The organism is Empedobacter sp. GD03861 (assembly GCF_029840885.1).
In the GTDB taxonomy this organism is placed as follows: domain Bacteria; phylum Bacteroidota; class Bacteroidia; order Flavobacteriales; family Weeksellaceae; genus Empedobacter; species Empedobacter falsenii_B.
The window spans coordinates 29,628-52,342 of sequence record NZ_JAOCDJ010000008.1; the positions used below are offsets into that span (position 1 = coordinate 29,628).

At 32.8% G+C, this 22,715-nt stretch carries 20 protein-coding genes; 12 read left to right on the forward strand and 8 right to left on the reverse strand.

What is annotated here, in order from left to right; genetic code table 11:
- Positions 1-63 precede the first annotated feature (63 nt).
- Positions 64-603, reverse strand: a complete 540-nt coding sequence (locus N5D03_RS06255; protein WP_280036674.1) for a DUF6705 family protein — start codon at positions 601-603, stop codon at positions 64-66.
- Positions 594-1,781, reverse strand: a complete 1,188-nt coding sequence (locus N5D03_RS06260) for a hypothetical protein (protein WP_125349856.1) — start codon at positions 1,779-1,781, stop codon at positions 594-596. The genes N5D03_RS06255 and N5D03_RS06260 overlap by 10 nt, the downstream gene beginning before the upstream one ends.
- A gap of 447 nt (positions 1,782-2,228) precedes the next feature.
- On the opposite strand from N5D03_RS06260, the gene N5D03_RS06265 reads away from it, so the two are divergent.
- The 4 genes from N5D03_RS06265 (at position 2,229) to N5D03_RS06280 (ending at position 5,692) form a co-directional block, all read left to right on the forward strand.
- Positions 2,229-3,479, forward strand: coding sequence for a site-specific integrase (locus tag N5D03_RS06265; protein ID WP_280051193.1), 1,251 nt, complete (start codon positions 2,229-2,231; stop codon positions 3,477-3,479).
- Positions 3,480-3,644: 165 nt separating this feature from the next.
- Positions 3,645-4,001 carry a YciI family protein gene (locus N5D03_RS06270; protein ID WP_280036667.1) on the forward strand — a complete coding sequence of 119 codons (357 nt, stop codon included), beginning with the start codon at positions 3,645-3,647 and terminating at the stop codon, positions 3,999-4,001.
- Entirely contained in the window at positions 3,991-5,205 is a 1,215-nt protein-coding gene (locus N5D03_RS06275; RefSeq protein ID WP_280036665.1) for a DUF6596 domain-containing protein, read from the forward strand. The genes N5D03_RS06270 and N5D03_RS06275 overlap by 11 nt, the downstream gene beginning before the upstream one ends.
- A 1-nt stretch (position 5,206) precedes the next feature.
- Positions 5,207-5,692: a DUF6265 family protein gene (locus N5D03_RS06280; RefSeq protein ID WP_280036663.1), complete on the forward strand. Its 486-nt coding sequence runs from the start codon at positions 5,207-5,209 to the stop codon at positions 5,690-5,692.
- Between the two features lie 40 nt (positions 5,693-5,732).
- On the opposite strand, the gene N5D03_RS06285 is transcribed toward N5D03_RS06280, so the two are convergent.
- The 3 genes from N5D03_RS06285 to N5D03_RS06295 all read right to left on the reverse strand — a co-directional run bounded on the left by N5D03_RS06285 (position 5,733) and on the right by N5D03_RS06295 (position 7,163).
- Complete coding sequence (locus N5D03_RS06285) at positions 5,733-6,014, reverse strand: helix-turn-helix domain-containing protein (RefSeq protein WP_034979496.1); 282 nt, start codon at positions 6,012-6,014, stop codon at positions 5,733-5,735.
- On the reverse strand, positions 6,011-6,307 hold the full coding sequence (locus tag N5D03_RS06290) for a helix-turn-helix domain-containing protein (RefSeq protein ID WP_280049024.1): 297 nt from the start codon (positions 6,305-6,307) through the stop codon (positions 6,011-6,013). The genes N5D03_RS06285 and N5D03_RS06290 overlap by 4 nt, the downstream gene beginning before the upstream one ends.
- Positions 6,308-6,662: 355 nt before the next feature.
- On the reverse strand, positions 6,663-7,163 hold the full coding sequence (locus tag N5D03_RS06295; RefSeq protein ID WP_093363804.1) for a DUF3408 domain-containing protein: 501 nt from the start codon (positions 7,161-7,163) through the stop codon (positions 6,663-6,665).
- Positions 7,164-7,701: 538 nt separating this feature from the next.
- On the opposite strand from N5D03_RS06295, the gene mobA reads away from it, so the two are divergent.
- The 6 genes from mobA (at position 7,702) to N5D03_RS06325 (ending at position 13,729) form a co-directional block, all read left to right on the forward strand.
- Positions 7,702-8,136, forward strand: coding sequence for a conjugal transfer protein MobA (mobA, locus tag N5D03_RS06300; protein WP_125349862.1), 435 nt, complete (start codon positions 7,702-7,704; stop codon positions 8,134-8,136).
- A gap of 4 nt (positions 8,137-8,140) precedes the next feature.
- Positions 8,141-9,400, forward strand: a complete 1,260-nt coding sequence (gene mobB / locus N5D03_RS06305) for a conjugal transfer protein MobB (RefSeq protein WP_280051194.1) — start codon at positions 8,141-8,143, stop codon at positions 9,398-9,400.
- A 169-nt stretch (positions 9,401-9,569) separates the two neighbouring features.
- On the forward strand, positions 9,570-11,126 hold the full coding sequence (locus N5D03_RS06310) for a type I restriction-modification system subunit M (RefSeq protein ID WP_280049027.1): 1,557 nt from the start codon (positions 9,570-9,572) through the stop codon (positions 11,124-11,126).
- Positions 11,127-11,135: 9 nt separating this feature from the next.
- Entirely contained in the window at positions 11,136-11,882 is a 747-nt protein-coding gene (locus N5D03_RS06315) for a DUF3800 domain-containing protein (protein WP_280036653.1), read from the forward strand.
- Positions 11,879-12,364, forward strand: coding sequence for a hypothetical protein (locus N5D03_RS06320; RefSeq protein ID WP_280051195.1), 486 nt, complete (start codon positions 11,879-11,881; stop codon positions 12,362-12,364). Before N5D03_RS06315 ends, N5D03_RS06320 begins: the two co-directional genes overlap by 4 nt.
- Positions 12,365-12,502: 138 nt before the next feature.
- Positions 12,503-13,729 (forward strand): restriction endonuclease subunit S, encoded by a 1,227-nt coding sequence (locus tag N5D03_RS06325; RefSeq protein ID WP_280051196.1) that lies wholly within the window; start codon positions 12,503-12,505, stop codon positions 13,727-13,729.
- Between the two features lie 4 nt (positions 13,730-13,733).
- Here N5D03_RS06325 and N5D03_RS06330 read toward each other — a convergent pair whose 3' ends face one another.
- The gene (locus tag N5D03_RS06330; RefSeq protein ID WP_280051197.1) at positions 13,734-14,903 is read right to left on the reverse strand and encodes a restriction endonuclease subunit S; all 1,170 of its coding nucleotides are present in this window, start codon (positions 14,901-14,903) and stop codon (positions 13,734-13,736) included.
- Positions 14,904-15,031: 128 nt separating this feature from the next.
- Between N5D03_RS06330 and N5D03_RS06335 the strand changes: the two genes are divergently transcribed.
- Positions 15,032-15,955, forward strand: a complete 924-nt coding sequence (locus N5D03_RS06335) for a site-specific integrase (RefSeq protein ID WP_280036647.1) — start codon at positions 15,032-15,034, stop codon at positions 15,953-15,955.
- A 104-nt stretch (positions 15,956-16,059) separates the two neighbouring features.
- Positions 16,060-18,933 carry a type I restriction endonuclease subunit R gene (locus N5D03_RS06340; RefSeq protein ID WP_280051198.1) on the forward strand — a complete coding sequence of 958 codons (2,874 nt, stop codon included), beginning with the start codon at positions 16,060-16,062 and terminating at the stop codon, positions 18,931-18,933.
- A 461-nt stretch (positions 18,934-19,394) separates the two neighbouring features.
- Here N5D03_RS06340 and N5D03_RS06345 read toward each other — a convergent pair whose 3' ends face one another.
- Positions 19,395-20,396 carry an FAD:protein FMN transferase gene (locus N5D03_RS06345; protein ID WP_280036645.1) on the reverse strand — a complete coding sequence of 334 codons (1,002 nt, stop codon included), beginning with the start codon at positions 20,394-20,396 and terminating at the stop codon, positions 19,395-19,397.
- Between the two features lie 128 nt (positions 20,397-20,524).
- Positions 20,525-22,714, reverse strand: coding sequence for a PepSY domain-containing protein (locus N5D03_RS06350; protein WP_280051199.1), 2,190 nt, complete (start codon positions 22,712-22,714; stop codon positions 20,525-20,527).
- Position 22,715 lies beyond the last annotated feature (1 nt).

Here is a 22,715-nt window from a genome sequence, read left to right on the forward strand (position 1 = left end):
TAAATTCGTCCAATTAATTACAGAAGTTTCAAACCTAAGCCAAAAAAAATGTATTCAATGTGACTATTCTTTTGTTAAAATAATATTTTGAGGTAAGTCAATCTCTTTGCTGATTTTTGATTGATTAATTCTAATTCTATTAATATTCTCTAACATTTCTAGTTTTATATGTTTTGAATCTATATATAATATTTTAAATTTTAAACTTTTATTTTTAGAGACATGTTTTATTGTTCCTTCTAATTTATTAGATGATTCATAAGTAGTTCCTAAAATAGTAGACTTCTTATCAGTAAAACGACTGTTAATGTATTGAGTGGAATTTTCAACAACTATATTATTAGAAATGTATTTATGAAAACCTATTAAAACATCTGTTTTTACATTGTCATACATAGGAAGATCTATATTATCTTTTTTAAAAATTATTTTCAAAGATTTACCATTATCTTTCCAATACCAAGTCCCTATAAAGTTATCTATATTATTATTTAGGTTATTACTATTAGATGTTGTTTTTAAAGTTTGAGAATGAACTTGTAAAGATATTATCATAATAATGATAGATATAAAAAATTTAATTTTATACATAATTAATTGCATTTTGTTTCATTTATTTTACCATTTGTAGCACTTGATAATAGTTTCCAATCATTTAGTTCTGAATCGGATTTAAGTAATTTCAATCCTGATTTTTGAGCTTCTAGATATTTAAGAAATAAATATTCATTCGTAGAAACACTATTAGATTCTTTAATTCCAGAGCTTTGATATACAAGATTGTAGTAGTCGTACACAGAGTCACTTATTTCATTTCCGCCCATCATAACGATATTTGAAAAATTATCAAAACTTTCAAAATCATCAATTATAATATAATATTGAGTATTTTCTGTTACAAGACCAAAAACAAAGGAATTTGCATCTTTAATAAATCCATTTTTATATAAATATGTTAAATTTAAAATATCATCAGCTGAAAAGACAGGGGGTAAACCTTTAAAATGAGAATGTAAAAAACCATCTATTTGACCATAAAAATTAAAATCTACACCAGCTTCTCCTTCATTTCCTTCAAAATGAGTTTCATTTATATTATTTCCATCAGCATTTAAAATATAAACATGTTCCTTATTTTCAGAGGTTTTAATTTTTAAATCTTTCATTAAACTTTTACTTTTATCATTTTTTCCAATAGGTTTTATCTTATCACATGGAGTTTTAAATGGACTAATAATTCCACCTCCTCCACCGCCTGGAGGATTGTCAATACACTCAACAAATTGAGAACAACCACTACTTCCTCTGTTTTCAGGAGGTGTAGTATAACAATTTGAACAACCACTTCCACCTGGATTAGGAGTTATTATTACCTCGTCTAAATCACAAGAAGGCAAACCTTCAAAACCACAATTATCTCCATTAGCTTTTTTGTTAATTGAATTATTGATTTGTTTATCAAATTTTTCTTGAAATAACTTTACGTTCGAAATATACAATTCACTATCCTTTTTCACATAACTAAAAAAGACATTGGTCCCATTATCAGTATAGCTTGCAATTAATAAACCATCTACTGAGTTATTTTTAATTCTAGGATACATCACCCATATATCTCCATTTTCATCAAAAATAGTTTGTGAATGTAATCGATTTTCGATGTAAAATTCTTTACTTTCTACAATAACATTTTGTAAAGAGTTCTTTTTATGTTCGACAATGTTCGTAGTGTTTACAAGTCCTGATATATTAGTATTGTGTATACTATCATATCGTTGCATTAAGATAGAAAAACCATTTGCATAATCAATAGCAGATTTATTACTTTTTCCTTGAATGTTTGAAGATTGTGAAAAAATAGCAAACGTTTTCTTTTCTTGTTCTGTTTTTTCAATTTGAATAGTATCTTCCTCTAATACACAGCTATTAAAAATAAGTAAACAGAGAAGAAATAATAGATTTTTAAAATAAAGTTTCAGTAAAAATACATCAAAGATTAATAACAGTCAAAACGGTTGTAAATAAAGACTTTACAGCCGTTTTATGATTTTTTGGTAATGAGGTAAAAAGCAGTAAAAAGCGAGGTTTGGCAAAAGTAAGGTTACTAAAACGTTACTTTTAAACATTAGAAATAATCGTTTAAAATACTGTATTTCAGCTTTCTGCATAGTTTTTCATATTGTTCCGTAGCTCACATAGGTTTAATTTTATCATTAAGAATTGTGAGTATGGAAACGACAAAAAAATCAACGTTTAAGGTATTGTTCTACCTTAAAAAGAACGCCCCAAAGAAAAACGGAAAAGTTACGGTTATGTGCAGAATTACCGTAAACGGCAAACAGTCTGCATTCAGTACCAAGCTGGATATTTCCGCAACAAATTGGGATTTGAAGTACGGCAGGGTTTTGGGTAAAAGCCGAGAAGCACAAGACACAAACAGGAAACTTGACAAAATTCGTTCGGGTATTGAGGAATGCTATTCCAAAATTCTAAAGAATGAGGGGGCTGTAAACAGTGCTAAACTTAAAAATGCCGTTCTTGGGATGGAAAGCGGAGAACTGACCTTTTTCAAATTCTATGAACAGTTCCTATTGGACTATGAGAAAAAGGTTAATAGTGGACTTCGGGTAAATGGCACACGCAGTAAATACAAAATACTTTTAAAACACCTACGAAATTTTGCACTTACAAAATACGGTTATTCCGATTTGTCCTTTAATGACCTTACACCTGGTTTTGTACAGGACTTTGATTACTACCTGCGTGACGACCAAAGCTTGACACACAACACCATTTGGCTGTATATGATTGGATTTACTACGCTTTGCCGATTGGCAATGAGTAGAAAACATCTTGCTTTCAACCCGTTCAGCGAATACAAGAATACTAAAAAGGACAAAGACCGTGGCTATCTGCTACGGAACGAATTGGAACAGCTCGTAACGTTCAACTGCGAGAAAAAGAAAGACGAATTGGTTAAAGACCTGTTTGTTTTCAGTTGCTTTACAGGTCTTTCCTATTCAGATATGAAAGGACTTAGAAACAGCAATATTCAGGATTTCTTTGATGGCAACCAATGGATTATCATACGTAGGAAAAAGACAGCCACATCGTCAAACGTGATGCTGTTGGATATTCCTAAAATGATTATTGAGAAATATGCGGGATTTTCAAAGGATGGAAAGGTATTCCCTGTACCATCAAACACAGTCTGCAATGACAGCCTAAAGAGAATATCCCAACAGATTGACTGTCTAAAAGAAAAGAGAGTAACGTTCCATTTGGCACGTCATACATTTGCTACCTTGTTTTTGAGTGAGGGTGTTCCCTTGGAAAGTTTGAGCAAGATGTTAGGACATAAGAATATTGCTACCACACAGATTTACGCCAAAATAGTCAACGAGAAAGTTGGTAAGGATATGCAAAAGGTATCACATAAATTTAAGGGAATGGAACAGTCATTTGTTTCGCAACTCTGAAACTGATAAAGCAATTAAAGAAAGTCAATATAGTTTTTGTATTGGCTTTTTTTATAATTTAGTAGTTGATAAATATTTATAAATTTCAAGGAGAAAAAAATCACAAAAAAATGTCCAAAACCGAGGTACCAAAATGTCTTTACTGAAATTTTAAAACAATTTACAATGAAACAGTTCTTATTATTACTTCACGAAGACGTTGAAAAACTAAATGAATTATCTCCTAAAGAAATGGAGGAGTTGGCTAATGCTCATATGAATTGGGCAAATAAATTAGCCGAAGCAGGACATTTAATTTCTGGAGACGGATTGCACGAAAAAGGTGTGTTCATTACAGGAAAAGATAGTGTAGTCAAAGACGGACCTTACCTGGAATCGAAAGAAATTATTGGTGGATATTACTTATTGCAGGCTGACGATTTAGAAACGATTGTAGAATTGGCTAAAGAATGTCCTACTCATCATTATGGAGGAACTACCGAAATCCGTCCGATAATGGAAATGGAAGACTATGAGCAATAATTTTCTTCCCAACGAAGAGATAAATTACAGAGCGATTTATGGAAAGCTGTTTTCGGGATTATTAAATCAATTTGGCACAAATTACGTTTCTGAAATTGAGGACGCTATTCAAAATTCGTTTTTGAAATCCTTAAAAATCTGGAATCAAAACAATGTTCCGAATAATAAAGAAAACTGGCTTTTCATCGTGGCTCGTAACGATGTATTCAACCAAATTAAAAAGCAGAAAGAAAACCATAATTTTTCAGTAGAACAATTTGAAGATACTTCGTCAACCAGCAATGAAACAGATTTACGGCTTCAAACCATTATCTTCATTTCGGCATTAAAAAATGTTTCCAATCAAGCCAAAATACTTTTCGTTCTCAAAAATATCTTTGGTTTGAGCATTCCCGAAATAAGTGACAGTACTTTAATCAATCAGGAAGCAATTTATAAAAACATCAACCGAACAAAGAAAAATATTCAGCTTGAATTTAACGGTAATGATATTGACCTAAATTCAATTACAGCCAATCAAAAAGAGGTTTCAATAATAGAAGAAATATTTTATGCGGTTTTCAATATCGGTTTTGATTCTTTTAGTGAAAAGACAGAAAATATTGTAAATGAAGATTTATGTTTGGAAGCATTTGCTTTGACAAAACTTTTATTTAATCAATACCAATCCAAATCAACAAGCAACTTATTGGCACTTTTTTGCTTTCATACAGCAAGGATTCCAGCAAAAATTCACGATGGTAAACTCATTTCTTTTTTCAATCAAAATCGTGAAAAATGGAATAAAGAATTACTCAATTTAGCTTTTAATTATCTCAATAAACCAAAAAAAATAAGCAAGTTTTATCTTGAAGCTATCATCATCAGCAAGTATATGTCCATAAATGAACTAACGCAAAATGATTGGAATCACATTGCGAAATTATACGAGATGATGCAAAAAGTTTCGCAATCGCCAATTGTAAAACTGAATTATTGTTTTTGTTTGAGTAAAATAGGCAAAACGGAAAAGGCTTTAATGATTCTTTCAGAAATTGAAAAAGAATTGCCTAACGAACACATTTATTTTTCTTTGGTAAAAGCTAAAATCTTAAAAGAACTCAATCCCAAAGAATCTGATGATTTATTCATCTCGGTCATGGATAAAGTGAATCAAAAAATCAGAAAAGAATATTTATTAGAAAACGAACTCATACAATTATAAAATGAAAACAACATTGAAATTTATAGCTATCATACTAACTGCCTTTGCTTTTACAATGTGCAACACCAAACAAAATGAAAACAAAGAAACTACAACGACAAAATCCGAAAACTTTGATTGGCTGTTAGGTAAATGGCAACGGACAAATGAAAAACAGGGCAAAACTACTTTTGAAAATTGGGAAAAAATCAGCGATTCGGAATACAGTGGGATTGGATTTACCATTCAAAAAAATGATACGATAAGCCAAGAGACAATGAGGATTTTGGAGACCGATGGAAAGTGGAATTTACTTGTTAAAATCCCCAAAGAAAAAGAGTTTATAAAATTTGAAATGTCGGAAATAAAAGAAGACAAATTTGAATTCAAAAACGACACGTTGGATTTCCCAAAATTGATAAAATACTGGAAAAAGGGAGACAAAATAAATGCTTTGGTTTCGGGAGACAGTTTGAAATTATCATTTGAATTTAAACGACTTGAATAAGAACCTGAACAAAATTGAAGCATTAACTACCGTTAATCGGCTAACGCTGATAGTTATCTTCCAATACCTTGATAATATCGCTTTCACGAAAAAGGATTTTCCGTTCGAGTTTGATAAAAGGTATCAGTCCGTCATCTCTGTACTGTTGCAACGTCCGTTTGCTGATATGCAACATCTCGCAGACCTGTTCGCCCGAAAGGTAGATTTCCCCTTTTAGTAATGGGTGGAAATATTCCCTGATATACAGCAGTTCGTTTTTGATACCTACCACAGCTTCGAGCAGGGCAAGCATATCCTCGTTTGAATTTCCAATCTGTTTCATTTCTTTTGCTTTTTTAATGTTCGCTCTCCCTGCATAAGTAACTCCACTTCGGACAATCTGAAATATGTTTTCCGATTGATTTGCGTTGCCCCAAGAATTCCTTTTGCCCTATATGTCTGCAATGTTCTTTTACTGATATTGAGTAATTGGCAGGCTTCCTGTTGGTCGAGCCATTTCGTTGCCTGTTGCAGTGCTTTGTAGGGTGCAGTTATTTCCAAAATCAATTGAGAAACTTCCTTTACTTCCCTGTGCAATGCATTTAAAATCTGAATGTCTAAAACTGTTATTTCCATATCACGTCGTTTAAGCCTCGAAAGTAGAAGCTATTTTAATAGATAGCTTTGATGTTGCCGTCAAAGGTTGCATTTGGCGTTCAGAGGCATTATGTTCCCAAAAAAGAATAAAAAGGTAGCAAAATTAAGGCGGACAGCCACCGCACTGCCCAACCAAAAGCTTACGGCATAATAGCAGGGCAAAAAAAGGTCGCTTTGGCGAGTTGCTCAGTTGCCCTGCCACCCTTCGGGACTTATTCCGTTTCCTTTTGGTTTTTCCCCTGTCCACCTTGATTGAACGGCTTTCTTTTTTTCTTTTTTTTTCTTTTGGAAACAATTTAAAAGGGAGTTAGGCATCCTGACCAAAGGACGGTCATCAAAACAATGGCTTGTGCTTATCGTTATAGATTTCCTTAATCAGTTCTCCGAACTCCTGAAAATGGTATTCGATAATGTTGTCCAGATACGCATAAATCGTGAGCTTGTCGATACCCATAATGTTTGTAAGCCTGTTAAATGTTTCGTGATGTTCCTGCCGTACATAGACTGATTTTCCTTTGCTTGCAATCCTGTTGGAGATTTTAAAGAACTGCCCGCAGTAATCCTCTTGCGTCATCTTCTTTGGCTTTGAGGTACTTTTTTTCGTGGTGTTCGCTGACGGTTTGGTTTGTCCCATTTCTGTTGCTATTTGCACGGGTTCTTCCCCTGGAATTATGTTCATCAGTGCTTCCTCGTCTACTTCGGGTTTGGCAAAATCTTCCCGATGTGTTACTGCCTGTTGTTCCGTCAAGGGTTGTTTCTTTTCATTACTTAGGAAATTTTCTATAGAGAAATCCTTTTTTTTGGGTTGCTGATTTTTGGTTTCTTCATTTATCATATCTATCGTTTTTAATATTATATCAAATTAGCTGTTTCGCTAGCTGAACAATCAGTCATAAATATCATAGCACGTATGTAAGTTGCTATGCACCTATATACCCTTAATCAACTAGTTCATTAACTCAAAAATTTGTAATTAGTCTGCATTCAATCACGCAGATTAGCTGTCAGGATTTATGCTGTTTAGTTACTTGATTAAGCACATAACCAATCAGCCAACTAACCAGTTACAAAGGAAATAAAAGCAGTCCCAATGCGTATAGAGGTGGCACTATTTGGCGTCCATTGGCTTTATTTGGCGTAATTGTAAGTGAATGTTATTCAGATAGTCTTGTCGAAATTTGTAATCGGAAACGATGAGGTTTTTCCTGCTAACTCCAATCCGTTTGCAAAACGGATTTTCTGAACTCCTGTTCAGAGCAAGTTATCTTTTGAGGTACTCGAAATGAATTTCGGCACTCAAAAGCACTTGCCCTTGCAGGGAGCTGGAAACGGCTCCGAAGTCGCACGTTTATTAAAAATTAAAATGGATTATTATGGAAGAGAAAAACAGAAAACAGATTAGGAAAACAGGAAGGGAACCAAAGATTGATCCTGCGGTACATCGGTATTCCATCAACCTGAATGCAGAGGGAAACGCCAAGTTCCTTGCCCTCTTTGACCAATCGGGGATAAGTGTAAAGGCACATTTTATTACGGCTTGCATCTTTCAAAAGACGGTAAAGACCGTAAAAATTGATATGGATGCAATAGATTATCACGAAAAATTGACCCGATTTTTTAGCCAATTCCGAGCAATCGGAACAAATTATAATCAGGTTGTGAAGATATTGTACCGCAATTTTTCAGAGAAAAAAGCAGGAACATACCTTTTTAAATTGGAAAAAGAAACCATTGAATTGGTAAAAGTCACTAAGGAAGTCATCCGTTTAACACAGGAATTTGAAGAAAAGTATCTGAAAAAAGAATAAAGTTATGATCGCAAAAATCGGAAAGGGAAGCAATATGTACGGAGCGATTTTGTACAATCAGCAGAAAGTGGACAGGGAAAACGGATCGGTTTTGTTGCTGAACAAGATACCCGACACAATGAATGGCAGATATTCCGTAACGTATTTTAACAAGTGCTTTGAGCCGTACCTGTCGGCAAACATCAAAACGGAAAAGACTGTACGCCATATTTCGCTGAACCCAGATCCTGCGGATAAGGTCAGCGATGAGCAGTTTACCGAAATGGCTCAGGAGTACATGGAGCGTATGGGCTACGGCAATCAGCCATATATCGTTTTCAAACATACGGATATTGACAGAACACATATACACATTGTTTCGACTTGTGTAGCTATTGACGGAAAGAAAATCCCCGATGATTACGACCATCCACGCTCAATGGCTATTTGTCGGGATTTGGAGCAGAAATACAACCTGAAAAAAGCTACCGAGCAGGAGCAGAAACAAACCAATAAAGTTTTCAAGCCTGTAAATCATGAAAATGGAGATATCAAAAGTCAGATTGCTTCGGTAGTACGGCATCTGCCAAAGTATTATAGCTATTCTACTATGGGTGGTTACAATGTTTTGCTGTCACTTTTCAACATTACAGCTGAAGAAGTTAAAGGAGAGCGGAACGGACAGCCCGTAAACGGATTGGTATACGTGGCATTGGACGAGAATGGAAATAAGGCAAGCAATCCGTTCAAGGCATCACTATTTGGAAAAGATGCAGGCGTTGCAGAACTTCAAAAACATTTTGAGCACTCCAAAGAGAAAATGAAAACCAACCCTGCGAGGTCAGTATTAAAGAATACCATCGAATTGGCTATACATACTACAAACAGCGAAACGGATTTTAAAAAGCAACTTGTAGAACAAGGTATCAATACCATTGTCCGCAGGAACGACAGCGGACGGATTTATGGTATAACTTTCATCGACCACGAAAGCCGTACCGTTTGGAACGGCTCACAATTAGACAGAAATTTGTCGGCAAACGTATTTAATGATTGGTGGAACAACGGAAATAAACCCGAACTGAAAACACAGGATAACCCTGTTTCCAATACGGACACATTAGACCACCAACCGACAAAAGACCTTTTCGAGTTTATCTCGCATGAACATTCGCACAGCTCCGATTTGGGATTGTTCAGTCTGTTGCCAGATGCACAGGGCGAGGATTACGAAGAAGGACAGTTTACCAAACGGATGAAGAAAAAGAAAGGCAGAAAGTTATAACAGATGACATCATTGTCAATAAAGAAATTTTTAAAAAAAATCTAAAGTAAGTTTACCAATTTAAATATCCATCATTTTTATAGCAAGCATAATGTTTAGAATCTAAAAGTTTACTATTTTAGTAGATTCTTAAGGATAATAAATCCCTAATCAAATAACGCTTATTTCAATGTCAGAAGAACAGAAGAAAATATTAGAGCAACAGCTCTGGAATATAGCCAATACACTGCGTGGAAAAATGAATGCTGATGAATTCCGAGATTATATTTTGGGATTTATTTTTTATAAATATTTGGCTGAAAAAATGGAAATTTATGCGAACTCCATTTTGGAAAAAGATAAAATCCAATTCAGAAATATTGATGAAAACACAGCCGAAGGCTTAGAATACATTGAAGCTATTAGAGAAGAATCTCTTGAAACCTTAGGGTACTTTTTAAAACCATCTGAATTGTTTAGTGAAATCGCTAAACGAGGAAATAGCGGGAGCAACAATTTTATTCTTGAAGATTTACAGAAGATATTGACCAATATTCAGTTAAGTACAATGGGAACACAAAGTGAAGAAGACTTTGAAGACCTGTTTTCTGATATGGATTTAAATAGTAATAATTTAGGAAGAACAGCAGATGCCCGAAATGCTATTATTGTAAAAGTGTTGGTGCATTTAGACGAAATTGATTTCAAATTGAATGATACAGAACTTGATGTATTGGGTGATGCTTACGAATATTTGATAGGTCAGTTTGCCAGTGGTGCAGGAAAAAAAGCGGGCGAATTCTACACCCCTCAGGAAGTATCTAAAATTCTCGCAAAGATCGTTACGACTGGTAAAAACCGTTTAAAATCGGTATATGACCCAACCTGTGGTTCAGGTTCATTATTACTGCGTGTAGCAAGAGAAGTAAAAGATGTCAATAATTTCTATGGACAAGAAATGAATCGAACAACGTACAATCTTGCCCGAATGAATATGATACTTCACGGCGTACATTATCTGAAATTTGATATCAAACAGGAAGACACTTTAGAACATCCTCAACACGAAGGTTTGTTAGCAGAAGCCATTGTAGCAAATCCACCATTTTCAGCCAACTGGAGTGCTAATCCTCTGCATCTTAGTAACGAACGTTTTAGTCAATACGGTAGATTAGCCCCTGCAAGCAAAGCAGATTTTGCCTTTGTACAACACATGATTCATCATCTTGCTGAAAACGGAACAATGGCTATTGTATTGCCACACGGTGTCTTGTTTAGAGGTTCGGCAGAATTACATATTCGAAAATATCTTATTGAACAGAAAAATTATTTAGATGCTGTAATTGGTTTACCTGCCAATATTTTTTACGGAACTGGTATTCCGACTTGTATTTTGGTGTTTAAGAAATGTAAGGAAGATCCTGACCATATCCTATTTATTGATGCAAGTAAAGAATTCGAGAAAGTTAAGAACCAAAATATGTTACGTGAAGAGCATATCAATAAGATTGTGGAAACTTATCGTAATAGAACCGAAATTGAGAAATACAGTCATTTGGCTACTTTACAAGAAGTTGCAGAAAATGACTATAATCTTAATATACCTCGTTATGTAGATACTTTCGAAGCTGAAGAAGAAATCGATATCCAAGTTGTAATGCAGGAAATTAAATCTTTGGAAGCCAAGCGAGCGGAATTGGACAAAGAAATTGATGTGTATTTCAAAGAATTGGGACTTGTTTTTTAATTTTTTATAATGAAGCCAACAATCAATATATATTGCGATGAAAGTTGTCATTTACAGAATGACAAAGAGCCTGTTATGGTTATCGGGGCTGTTTATTGTCCGATTGAAAAGAAGGAAGAAATTTTTGAAAGATTGTATAGTTTTAAACTCAAACACAACCTTATTCCTAAAAATAAAAAGAATGATAATGACAATCGAACCTACTATGAGCTAAAATGGAACAAAGTTTCAAAATCAAAAATCGAGTATTACAAAGATGTAATCAATTATTTTTTTGATGATGATGACTTGCAGTTTAGGGTGCTTGTAGTTTCTAATAAATCTGCAATAGATTATGAAAAGTTCAATCATACACACGATACATTTTACTATAAGATGTATTTTGGAATGTTGAAAGCTATCTTGAATCCTGAAAACTCTCATCATATTTACATAGACATTAAAGATACCAGAAGTAAAGAAAAAGTTCACAAACTGGAACAGGTTTTAAGGAATGACAAATACGACTATTCTAAAGAAATTATTAAAAAAGTACAACAGGTAAGATCTCACGAAGTGGAAATTTTGCAATTAGCCGATTTATTAGTAGGTGCTACTGCTTATGTAAATAGAGAATTATCAAATAGTAAAGCTAAAAATGAATTAATCAATCTCATTAAACATCGCTCTAAATATTCTTTAACAAAATCTACTTTATTGAAAGAGCGAAAGTTCAATGTTTTTATTTGGAAACCACAAAAACCTTATTTTGTATGAGTTTAGTGTTTCCTGCATTGATATCTTTTGGCGAATATGGTGGAGTTTTTTCAACCTATTTTGACGCTGTTTATTCGGTTTTTCATAACGATTTTATCAAAGCACACCCTATTTATGAAGGTCTAAAAGTATCTGTGAGAAAATACCCGGAAGTAGACGGAATGCATCGTACATTTTATCACATTACGCACGAAGGAGAAGACGAAGCTAATAGACAACCTGATTTTAGAAGAATGGAACGGATACGTTTTCCAAAGTTTGTTATAGAAAACTGTGAACACGAAGAAATTCTCATCTGGAAAAATGTAAGAGGAAAAGATGAACGTACTGTTTTGTTTAATGAATCTGAAAATTATATTGTGATTTTAACCGACAGAGGAGAATATTATATGTTCATAACGGCTTATTATATTGAAACAGAACATAGAAAAAGAAAGCTATTAAAAGAATACGAAGCGTATATAAAAGCCAAAACCGCTTAGCGGAACTAAACGGCTTCTTATACTCCTTTAACACTTACATCCAATAAAGAAATGGTTACTGAGCTTTTGCAAAGATACACAATAAAAATAAAAAAGCAAATAGATTAAATCCCTAATGCTGAATAAGAAGATAATACTATGACCAAGATACAAAAAGATAATAAAAATTTAGCTAAGTTCCCAAATTTGAGATTTCCAGGGTTTGAGGGAGAGTGGGAAACGAGGAAGTTAGGGGAGGTTTGTGAAATAAATCCTAAAAATGGAAATCTTCCACAATCATTTATTTATATTGATTTGGAAAGTGTTGAAAATGGACGGTTAATGAAAGAAGATGTTATTTCCATAGATGAAGCACCAAGTCGAGCCCAAAGAATATTATTGAGAAATGATGTTCTTTTTCAAATGGTTAGACCTTATCAAAAAAATAATCTATTTTTTGATAAAGAAGGAAAATATGTGGCATCCACAGGATATGCACAGATTAGAACCAAACAAAATTCTCAATTCATTTTTCAATATTTACATAATCAGAAATTCGTTGATAGAGTTATTGAAAGATGTACAGGCACGAGTTATCCTGCAATCAACTCCGCCGATTTAGGGAATATTAGAATAGATTATCCAAGTTTAGAAGAACAAGAAAAAATCTCAACATTTCTGTCGCTTGTTGACAAAAGAATTCAAACCCAAAACAAAATACTGATACATCTTAAATCCTTAATTGAAAGTCTTAATGATTCTTTATCGGAACAAAAAATAAGAATTAATTCTAATTTCGAAAATTGGAAAAAAGTAAGACTTGGAGATTTGGGATATACTTTCACTGGTTTGTCTGGAAAAACAAAAGAAGATTTTGGTAATGGAAAAAGGTACATTCAATACAAGCAAATTTTTGATTCTTCCAAAATCGTAATTGAAAACTGTGGATATGTAAATGTTTCAGAAAATGAAAATCAAAATAGTGTAAAATATGGGGATATATTTTTTACAATTTCTTCTGAAACGCCTGATGAAATTGGGATGAGTTCAGTTTTGTTAGAAGATGTGAAAAATGTGTATCTCAATAGTTTTTGTTTTGGATTTAGACTTAATTCCTTTAAGGAATTACTCCCTGAATTTGCTCGTTTTTTATTTAGAAGTAAAGTCGTTCGGAATGAAATAAAAAAGTTAGCACAAGGAAGTACAAGATATAATATGTCGAAAACAGAAATTTTAAAATTAGAAATTTTATTGCCATCAATAAAAGAACAAAAAGAAATTTCGGCATTTCTTTCTTCCCTATCCCAAAAAAGCCAAACCGAAAAAGCCATTTTAGAGCAGCTGGAAATGCAAAAGAAATATCTATTACAGCAAATGTTTGTTTAACATTCTAAACAAACATATTTTGCAGCAAAAACTTTTTCTGTTCTTCTAATTTTTGCAAAAGTTGGTTCTCCATATCAATTTTTGAGTCTATAGCGGAAAGGAAATTGGCGATTTTGGCTTGTTCAGGAATACTTGGTAGTAAAATATTAATTGAATTAATATCCGAACTATTAACCGCAGTAAAAGTACTTCCTTGTTCAATAGATTTCCATTTATCCTCAAAATATAATAAAAATTGATAAATAAATTCGAGTATAGATTTATCATTGTTTTTTACTGAGCAAATTCCCCTACCAATGCAGGCGTAATGTTTGGATTTTCCTACATAACCAACTGGAGCTCTTACGGTTAACAAAAGATCACCAACGTCACAAAATTTAGTGGGTTTACTCGTGTATTGTCTAGGATTAGATTTTCTATTTAAAATATCTGCATTTCCCTGTATTAATGGTATTCCGATATTTTCAAAGTTATATGAAGAAGAATCTGGAGATTGTCCCATTTGAATAATAACAATGTTTTTTAACTTCATTTCCTCCCATTTCGAAAAATCATTCCCATTATTATCTTTAAACCTAAATTCTTGCGAAAATATTTTTTTAGCAGTTGCAACCTTTAATTTTTTTAAACCCTCAATTATTTTGCTTTGGGCTTGGATTCTTTCGTCAATTTTAGAGAGAAAAAACGCAATTTCGGATTGTTCTTCAAACGACGGAAGAGCTATTGGCAATAACTTATATTCTTCCGCATTAATTCCTGGTTGCCCTGAACGCATTGACATTGTAAGTACCCATTTTTGATATTTTTCGGTCAGTGTTTGTGAAAAAATAAAATATGGATTTTCAGTTTTTACGTTAAGACGGATTAAAAAGCCCGCAAAGAAAATTTTGCCATCTTTTTCACTATATAAATAAGACTTTCCAACGCTTGCTCCAGTTCTTGCAAAAAGAATATCTCCTTTTTCTAATAAATATTTATCCTCTAATTCTCCATCTGGTGATGACAAAGGATTTGGAGTGAATAATCTAGTTCTTTCATCAATATCCGTGATTCGGATATACTGATTTTCACCATCATAAACTGTTGCAGCAGTATTCATTCCATACATAAAATTAGTTGCTACTTCCCCCAACTTCTTCACTTCCCACGCATCTTCAAACCCTGGAAATCTCAAATTTGGAACACCAAGATTAGAAATCTCTTTTATGAAAATTAAGGAGAATATTATCCGCCGATTGAAATACTAACGCATTTATTTACTTTCTACTTCCTTTGTTCTTTTAAATCTTTAATTCAAAAAAAATGGACAAAAAACAACTCTCAGAAGTCATTTCTTTATGGAAAACAGACAAAAAAAACTATGTGAAAAAATCAACCTTTTCGGCGTATGTGTTACTCATCGAAAATCATTTATTACCCTCTTTTGGCAATCAATACGAAATTCAGGAAGCCGATGTACAAACTTTTGTATTGCAAAAATTAGAAGCTGGTTTAAGCCAAAAAACCATCAAAGACATTTTAATCGTTTTGAAAATGGTGCTGAAATTTGGTGCTAAAAACAAATGGATTGCTTATGAACCTTTCGAAATTCAATATCCTACCATTCGCGAAAATCAGCAAATAGAAGTGCTTTCCAGAACGCATCAGAAAAAAATAATGAATTACATACAAGAACATTTTACCTTTCGGAATTTAGGTGTTTTAATCTGTTTATCCTCAGGAATGCGAATTGGCGAGATATGTGCTTTAACTTGGGAGGACATTGATACCGACAACGGAGTAATCAGCGTGAATCGTACCATTCAAAGAATCTACGTAATAGAAGACGGAACCCGAAAAACAGAACTCATTTTAGACACGCCAAAAACCAAAAACTCCATTCGCGAAATCCCGATGAACAGAGATTTAATTCGATTGATAAAACCCATCAAAAAAATAGTAAATCCTTCTTTTTTTGTGCTGACCAATGATGCTAAACCTACAGAACCCAGAACGTACCGCAGTTTCTATAAAAACTTAATGCGACATTTAGAAATTCCCAAAATAAAATTCCACGGTTTGCGACACAGTTTCGCCACACGTTGTATCGAAAGTAATTGTGATTACAAAACAGTTAGTGTATTATTGGGGCACTCAAATATAAGTACAACATTAAATTTATATGTTCATCCAAATATGGAACAAAAGAAGAAAGCCATTGAACAGATGTTTAAAGCTTTGAGGTAAGTTTATATTATGAATTAGGAGGCGCTAATGAATTGAGATCACTTTATTTTGTTAAATTTGTGTGTAGATAAAAAAACACGGTTAACTCCTAATTCATAATTATTTTGAGCAAACAGTCTGAGCAAATTTTAGAAGAACAACTCCTTATCCAATTACAAAAATTGGGATATAAATATATTACTATAGCTGATGAAAAATCTTTGTTGGCAAACCTTAAAACGCAATTAGAAAAGCACAATCATATACAATTTAGCGACAGTGAATTTGAAAAAGTATTAAACATTCTCAATAAGGGATCTGTCTTTGAAAAAGCCAAGGTATTAAGAGAAAAGAAGCATCATATCATTAGAGATAATGGCGATAATCTATATTTTGAATTTCTTAATGTAGAACATTGGTGTCAAAATGAGTATCAGGTAACCAATCAGATTACACAGGAAGGAAAATATCAAAATCGCTATGATGTTACGCTGTTGATAAACGGTTTGCCATTAGTACAAATTGAGTTAAAGCGAAGAGGTTTGGAAATGAAGGAAGCATTTAACCAAATCAACCGCTATCAAAAACATAGCTTTGGTGCTGGAAAAGGTTTGTTTCATTTTGTACAATTATTCGTTATCAGTAACGGGGTAAACACCAAATATTTTAGCAATTTCGGAATAAACAAGCAGGAATATCTTCAGACTTTTCACTGGACAGACGAACAGAATAATCCACTCAACAACATACTGAATGGTTTTACGGATGCTTTTTTAGAACCTTGTCATATCAGTAAAATGATATGTAAGTACATTGTGTTGAATGAAACTGCCAAAGCATTAATGGTGCTTCGACCGTATCAGTACTATGCGGTAGAAAACATAATCAAAAAGGTAAAAGAAAACGAAATTCTGAACGGTTATAATATTGAAAAAAACGGATATATTTGGCATACAACAGGAAGTGGTAAAACTTTAACCAGTTTTAAAGCTAGTCAGATTTTATCTAATATTCCAGCCATCAAAAAGGTGGTTTTTGTGGTAGATAGGAAAGATTTAGATTATCAAACCAATCAGGAGTATGATAATTTCAGTAAAGGCTCTGTTAGTTCTGCTACTAATACAGATGATTTAGTTCGAAAATTTAACGATCCGAATGTTCGAATCATTGTTACAACTATCCAAAAGCTGAACAATGCTATTTCCAGTCGAAATTTAGCCAAAATGAAAGCTATTCAGAATGAAAGAATGGTCTTTATCTTTGATGAATGTCACCGCTCGCAATTTGGTGATACGCATAAAAACATCGTAAATTATTTCACTAACATTCAGTTGTTTGGTTTTACAGGTACACCAATTTTAGAGAAGAATTCCGATGGAATGAAAACCACGGCAAGTCTTTTTGGAAAATGTCTGCATAAATATGTAATTACTGATGCCATACGTGATGAAAATGTTTTGAAATTCTCGGTTGAATACATTCAGACTTTTAAACAGAAAGAACACATCATTGATTTAAAAGTGGAGCAAATCAATGAAACAGAAGTCTTTGAAGCCCCTGAACGTAAAGAAGCAATCGTAGATTATATCATTCAACATCATGATCAGAAAACACAAAACAAGAAATTTTGTGCGATGATGTGTGTACAAGATATTGATTCGGTTATTCAATACTATGAAATTTTTAAACGTAAAAAATTAAATGGGGAGCATAATCTTAAAATAACAACTATTTTCAGTTTTGCTCAGAATGAAGAAGAAATGGAAGAACAAGTAGCTGCTCAAATCAATATGGCTGCTGAACCTCAAACTGAATACGGATATAAACCGCACCGTAGAGAGTTATTGGAAAATTATGTTGAAGATTTTAATGAGATGTTTGGTGAAAAGCAAAATATCAAAGACAACGAAGGATATTACAATTATTACAATGCCGTAGCTAAAAAATCGAAACACCCAAAACACGAAGCGGATATTTTATTAGTTGCTAATATGTTTTTGACAGGATTTGATAGTAAATCTTTGAACACCTTATATGTTGATAAAAATCTTCGATATCATGGACTGATACAAGCTTTTAGTAGAACCAACCGTATATTAGATAAGAATAAAACCCAAGGAAATATTATCTGTTTCAGAAATTTAAAAGACAAAACTGACGAAGCTATTGCTTTGTTCAGTAATAAGGAAGCTATTGATGAAATTATAGTTGAACCTTATGAGATTTATGTTGATAAATTTAACGAAGCAACACAAAAATTATTAGAAATCGTTCCAGAAGTTACGTCTGTTGATGGATTATATTCAGAAGAAGATAAATTGGAGTTTATCTTAGCTTTTCGTGCTTTGATGCGCCTACACAAGAAGATGAGTCATTATACAGAATTTACTTGGGATGATTTACAGATTGAAGAACAACTATTTGCAGATTACACGAGTAAGTATTTGGATTTAAAAGATGGACTGGGAACAGATCCTTCACCTGAAAAAACATCCATTCTCAATGATATAGATTTTGAATTAGAATTGATAAGACGTGATACGATTAATGTTACGTATATTATCCAATTGTTGGTCAAATTCAAGTCCAAACACAGTGCGAAAGATAAAGAAAGCATTGAAAAAGAGATTGCCAACTTATTGAATACTGAGGTTTCATTAAGAAGTAAAAGAGACTTGATTGATAAATTTATTCATGAGAGTCTACCAAATATTGAAGATACGGATACTATTCCCGAAGAATTTGAAAAATTCTGGAATGTAGAGCAACAAAAAGCACTTCAAGAATTAGTTAAAACGGAAAATCTATCTGAAGAAAAAACTGAAAGATTGATCGAAAACTATCTTTTTACGGAACGCGAACCTTTACGAAAAGAAATTTTAGCACTTCGAGAAGAAGGAAGACCAAGCGTTTTAAAATCAAAGGAAATCGGAGATCGTATTCTAAATAAGATTTTAGGTTTCGTGGAAACTTTTGTTACTGGAATATCAGGAAATTAATGTTTTATACAAGTGGTATTCATAAGAATCAAAAATATTTAAAAGTGATAATTAAAGGATAGATAACTTGGAACCTATCCTTTGTTTTTTTTTGTATATTTGCTATGAGCTAACGGAAACACGTTGAAAAGTAAAGCAATAAGCACCGTTACCAAATCGTTACCTGACTTTTTTGATAATCTTTATAAAAGCTTAGTATCCAACCAATACAGCTTTTTCCTGAAAACTTTAAAATAAAGTTTATTCATAGTATTTTTAGTGTTAAAAACTAATTTACAATAAATTATAAGAAAATAAAATAACTTTACATAATCATTATTATCTATCTAAATAATTTAGGTTAAATTATTGATATTGTGAAAGTGCTGTTTTGGATAAATAAAATTGATTCAGAAACTTCTTTGTAAGGCGTATTTTATCGTTGAAACTGCATATCCAAATTAGCTATTTTGTAAGTGTTATTACCCAAGTTTTCGTTTAATCTTCTTGTAGTTTTTTGAGCGAATAATTTTTCCTTTATCTGTAATCAAAAGAGCAGCGTAATCTTTTTGCTGATTGATCAAATTCAATCCTTTTTCTTTTCCTAAAACCATGATAGAAGTGCTAAAACCATTACACATTTCAGCATCCGGACCAATAACTGTAACCCCTGTTAATCCTGTTGAAGGAATTCCAGTTTTGGGATTAATAATGTGTGAATAACGGACTCCATCAATCAAAATAAATTTTTCGTAATCACCAGAAGTTGTAACTGCAGCATTTTTCATTGAGAGAATATCCAACATTTTATGACGATTAAATGGATTTGTAATTCCAATTTTCCAAGCTTCTCCATTAGGTTGATTTCCCCAAGTTGTCATATCACCAGAAGCATCTATTATACCAGCATTAATTCCTAAACTTTGCATAAAAGTTCGTGCTTTTTGTGCTGCATAACCTTTTCCTGTTGATCCAAAACCGATTTTCATTCCAACTTTTTTTAAGAAAATAGTTGAATTTTCTTCATTCAAAATAATGTTTTTATAACCGATTTTTTCGATGGCTTTTGAAATCTCTTCCTGAGTTGGAATCTTTTCCATTGAACCATCAAATTTCCATATTTTATCCATTGCCGCAAAGCTAATGTCAAAAGCACCATCGGTTAGTTGCGAAAAATAAATCGCACGCTTTGTTAAGTCAAAAACTTCTCGATCTACTTTTATCGCCTTTATTCCTGCATTTTGATTGACAAGAGAAACTTGCGAAGTTGGTTTCCAGTCAGAAATCAAATTCTCAATTCTAATCATTTCATCAATTGCTTTATTGATGTTTTTTTCAACGGAAATAGAATCGGAATCAACCAATGTAATTTTGAATTTACTTCCCATTAAAATTGTATCTCTAACTCCAACCGTTTGAGCATTCATCGGAGTTAGAACATACAATAGTATAAAAGTGAATATATTTTTTAGAATGAATTTCATTTTGGTTTATTCATTTGTTATTCTGAGTTTATCGAAAAGTATAAAGCTTAAAGATACCTCGACAAGCTCGGTATGACAGGTATTAGGTTATTCTGAACTTGTTTTAGGATTGCATCAAAATTATTTTTCTAGTAACAATCCGTCAAAAATTGCCCATTTGTTTTGAATTCTTCGAATGATTTATTCAAATGTTCTTGACAGATTTGTTCCAAAACTTTCTCTACATCATGTTGCATTGTGAGAGCACCACAAATCATAAGAATTCCACCATTTTGTAATGTTTCAGCAAAGAATTTAGCATCACGATTGACTAAATCCATCACATACTGTTTATTTTCTTCACGAGAAAATGCAATGTGAAATTGACTCAAATGATTCGTAAAAATTTGTTTCGTAGCAAATTCTTGATAAGATTTTGTTGTTTCATTATCATGTCTGAAACCACAGTATAAATGCGTTTCAATATTTTTTGAATTCTCATCAATCATCCCAAGAAAAGGTGCAATTCCTGTTCCGTTTGCAATCATCACAACTTTTGAAGCTTTTGGAAATCTAAAGGCTTTATTTTTTACAATTCGAGCTTTAATCGTAGAATTTTGAACCAAATTATATAAATATTGAGAACCTAATCCAAACTCATGCAATTTTACAATTAACTGTAATTTATTATCTACTTTTCCAACCGAATATAAGCGTTCTTTGTGATCACTTTCGGGATAAATTGCTAATAAATCTCCAGATTTGAATTTCTCTTTTACATCTAAAATAACTTTAAATGTAGCATCTTCTTGTGTGATTTTAGTGGTAGAAATAACCTTAACATTTTTCAGTTCTAGTGCTTTTCCAACATACATCGCAGGCGTTGTTGCTAACGGAATATCTGTCGTTTCTTTGTATGCAATGACCCAATTTGTGAATTCTTCCGGCGATTTATCATTTACTGTTTTCAAATCCAATAATTGAGTAGCCCATTTTTGATCATTCAACCATTTGTCAACTTTAATTGCATAGCCACAATAATCTGAATATGCTCTTGATCCAAATCCTACAACAGAAAATTCGATGGATTGGTTTTGTGGAAATTGTGTGATTAATTGTTCAAATTTCTTAGCATTCGCAGGCGCATCACCAATTCCATAAGTTGAGGTAAAAATGATGAGTTGTTTTGCTTTTGGATAAATTTCATATTGATTCATCTGAGCAATGAATGATTTTTTTCCGTTTGCTAAAAATTGCTCTTGAATTTTTGAAGCAAAACCAACAGTTGCACCATTTTCTGAACCAACTAAAAGAATGATTTCAGCTTCGTTGGCTTTATATTTATTTTTACCAATTTTCGTTTTTGTACGTTTGAACGTAATCACAAATCCTGACCAAATAAAAAATAAAATATTAAGTGAAGCAATTCCTAAAATCGCTGCCCAAATCACATTGGTGCGACCTGTATGTAAATCGATATTGAATTTTTCTACAATTGCTGAATAAGGATTCAACGATTCTGAAATAATCGTTCCATTTACTTGATTAACCGAAACCGATTTTTTTCTTAAATGGACTATAAATGGTTCTGCTTCATCATCTGGAATAAAAGGAAATTCAATCTTTTCAACACTACTTAATTTCGTATTTTTGAAAAATTCAATGTCTTTTAAATCTTTTGGTTGTAAATTTTCTTTGACTTGATGCTCAATTTCTTTTGGTTGACCAACTAAAGGTTCTAATCGCGCTAAGAAAATCAATGTTCCTGTTAATGCAATGATTAAAACTGGAATTAATAACCAACGTCCAGTTACAACATGGAAATATTGTGAAAAGGAGTCTTTGTTAACTTTGGTAAAGAAATTTAGAATTCCTTGTTGACGTTTTACGATTAAGATTAATCCACTTATTGAAATTAACATCAATAAAAAAGAGACGACACCAACAATTGCTCGTCCTGTTTCCTTTAGAAATAATGAACGGTGCAAGGCTGTGACCCAATTGATGAAATCACTTTTTGGAACAATCTCACCAATCTTTTTTCCTGTTGTAGGATCAATGTAAGATTTGATCGAATTTCCATCTTCGTCCATTGCATCAATTGTCACAAAATCATTGTGATCAACTTTTACTTCAATTATTTCAAAATAATGCTCGCGCAAAGTTGGTAAAACTTGCGCGAGTGTTATGTTATCGAAATTTTCTACTTTGTATGCGGGCGATTTTTCGTTTATTGCATCAACAGCCAAAATTACTCCTGTGATAGATAGAATAACTAAAAATGCTGAAGATAAAATTGCAAGACTCAAATGCGCATATCTCCAAATAGATAATGTCATT

What these genes read in the sequence shown, in the direction of transcription:
- N5D03_RS06320 (WP_280051195.1), top strand. Translation starts at nt 11,879, where the DNA reads ATGAGTTTAGTGTTTCCTGCATTGATATCTTTTGGCGAATATGGTGGA.
- mobA (WP_125349862.1), top strand. Translation starts at nt 7,702, where the DNA reads ATGGAAGAGAAAAACAGAAAACAGATTAGGAAAACAGGAAGGGAACCA.
- N5D03_RS06290 (WP_280049024.1), bottom strand. Translation starts at nt 6,307, where the DNA reads ATGGAAATAACAGTTTTAGACATTCAGATTTTAAATGCATTGCACAGG.
- N5D03_RS06295 (WP_093363804.1), bottom strand. Translation starts at nt 7,163, where the DNA reads ATGATAAATGAAGAAACCAAAAATCAGCAACCCAAAAAAAAGGATTTC.
- N5D03_RS06350 (WP_280051199.1), bottom strand. Translation starts at nt 22,714, where the DNA reads ATGACATTATCTATTTGGAGATATGCGCATTTGAGTCTTGCAATTTTA.
- N5D03_RS06275 (WP_280036665.1), top strand. Translation starts at nt 3,991, where the DNA reads ATGAGCAATAATTTTCTTCCCAACGAAGAGATAAATTACAGAGCGATT.
- mobB (WP_280051194.1), top strand. Translation starts at nt 8,141, where the DNA reads ATGATCGCAAAAATCGGAAAGGGAAGCAATATGTACGGAGCGATTTTG.
- N5D03_RS06325 (WP_280051196.1), top strand. Translation starts at nt 12,503, where the DNA reads ATGACCAAGATACAAAAAGATAATAAAAATTTAGCTAAGTTCCCAAAT.
- N5D03_RS06285 (WP_034979496.1), bottom strand. Translation starts at nt 6,014, where the DNA reads ATGAAACAGATTGGAAATTCAAACGAGGATATGCTTGCCCTGCTCGAA.
- N5D03_RS06255 (WP_280036674.1), bottom strand. Translation starts at nt 603, where the DNA reads ATGCAATTAATTATGTATAAAATTAAATTTTTTATATCTATCATTATT.
- N5D03_RS06335 (WP_280036647.1), top strand. Translation starts at nt 15,032, where the DNA reads ATGGACAAAAAACAACTCTCAGAAGTCATTTCTTTATGGAAAACAGAC.
- N5D03_RS06265 (WP_280051193.1), top strand. Translation starts at nt 2,229, where the DNA reads ATGGAAACGACAAAAAAATCAACGTTTAAGGTATTGTTCTACCTTAAA.
- N5D03_RS06270 (WP_280036667.1), top strand. Translation starts at nt 3,645, where the DNA reads ATGAAACAGTTCTTATTATTACTTCACGAAGACGTTGAAAAACTAAAT.
- N5D03_RS06310 (WP_280049027.1), top strand. Translation starts at nt 9,570, where the DNA reads ATGTCAGAAGAACAGAAGAAAATATTAGAGCAACAGCTCTGGAATATA.
- N5D03_RS06260 (WP_125349856.1), bottom strand. Translation starts at nt 1,781, where the DNA reads ATGCAACGATATGATAGTATACACAATACTAATATATCAGGACTTGTA.
- N5D03_RS06345 (WP_280036645.1), bottom strand. Translation starts at nt 20,396, where the DNA reads ATGAAATTCATTCTAAAAAATATATTCACTTTTATACTATTGTATGTT.
- N5D03_RS06280 (WP_280036663.1), top strand. Translation starts at nt 5,207, where the DNA reads ATGAAAACAACATTGAAATTTATAGCTATCATACTAACTGCCTTTGCT.
- N5D03_RS06315 (WP_280036653.1), top strand. Translation starts at nt 11,136, where the DNA reads ATGAAGCCAACAATCAATATATATTGCGATGAAAGTTGTCATTTACAG.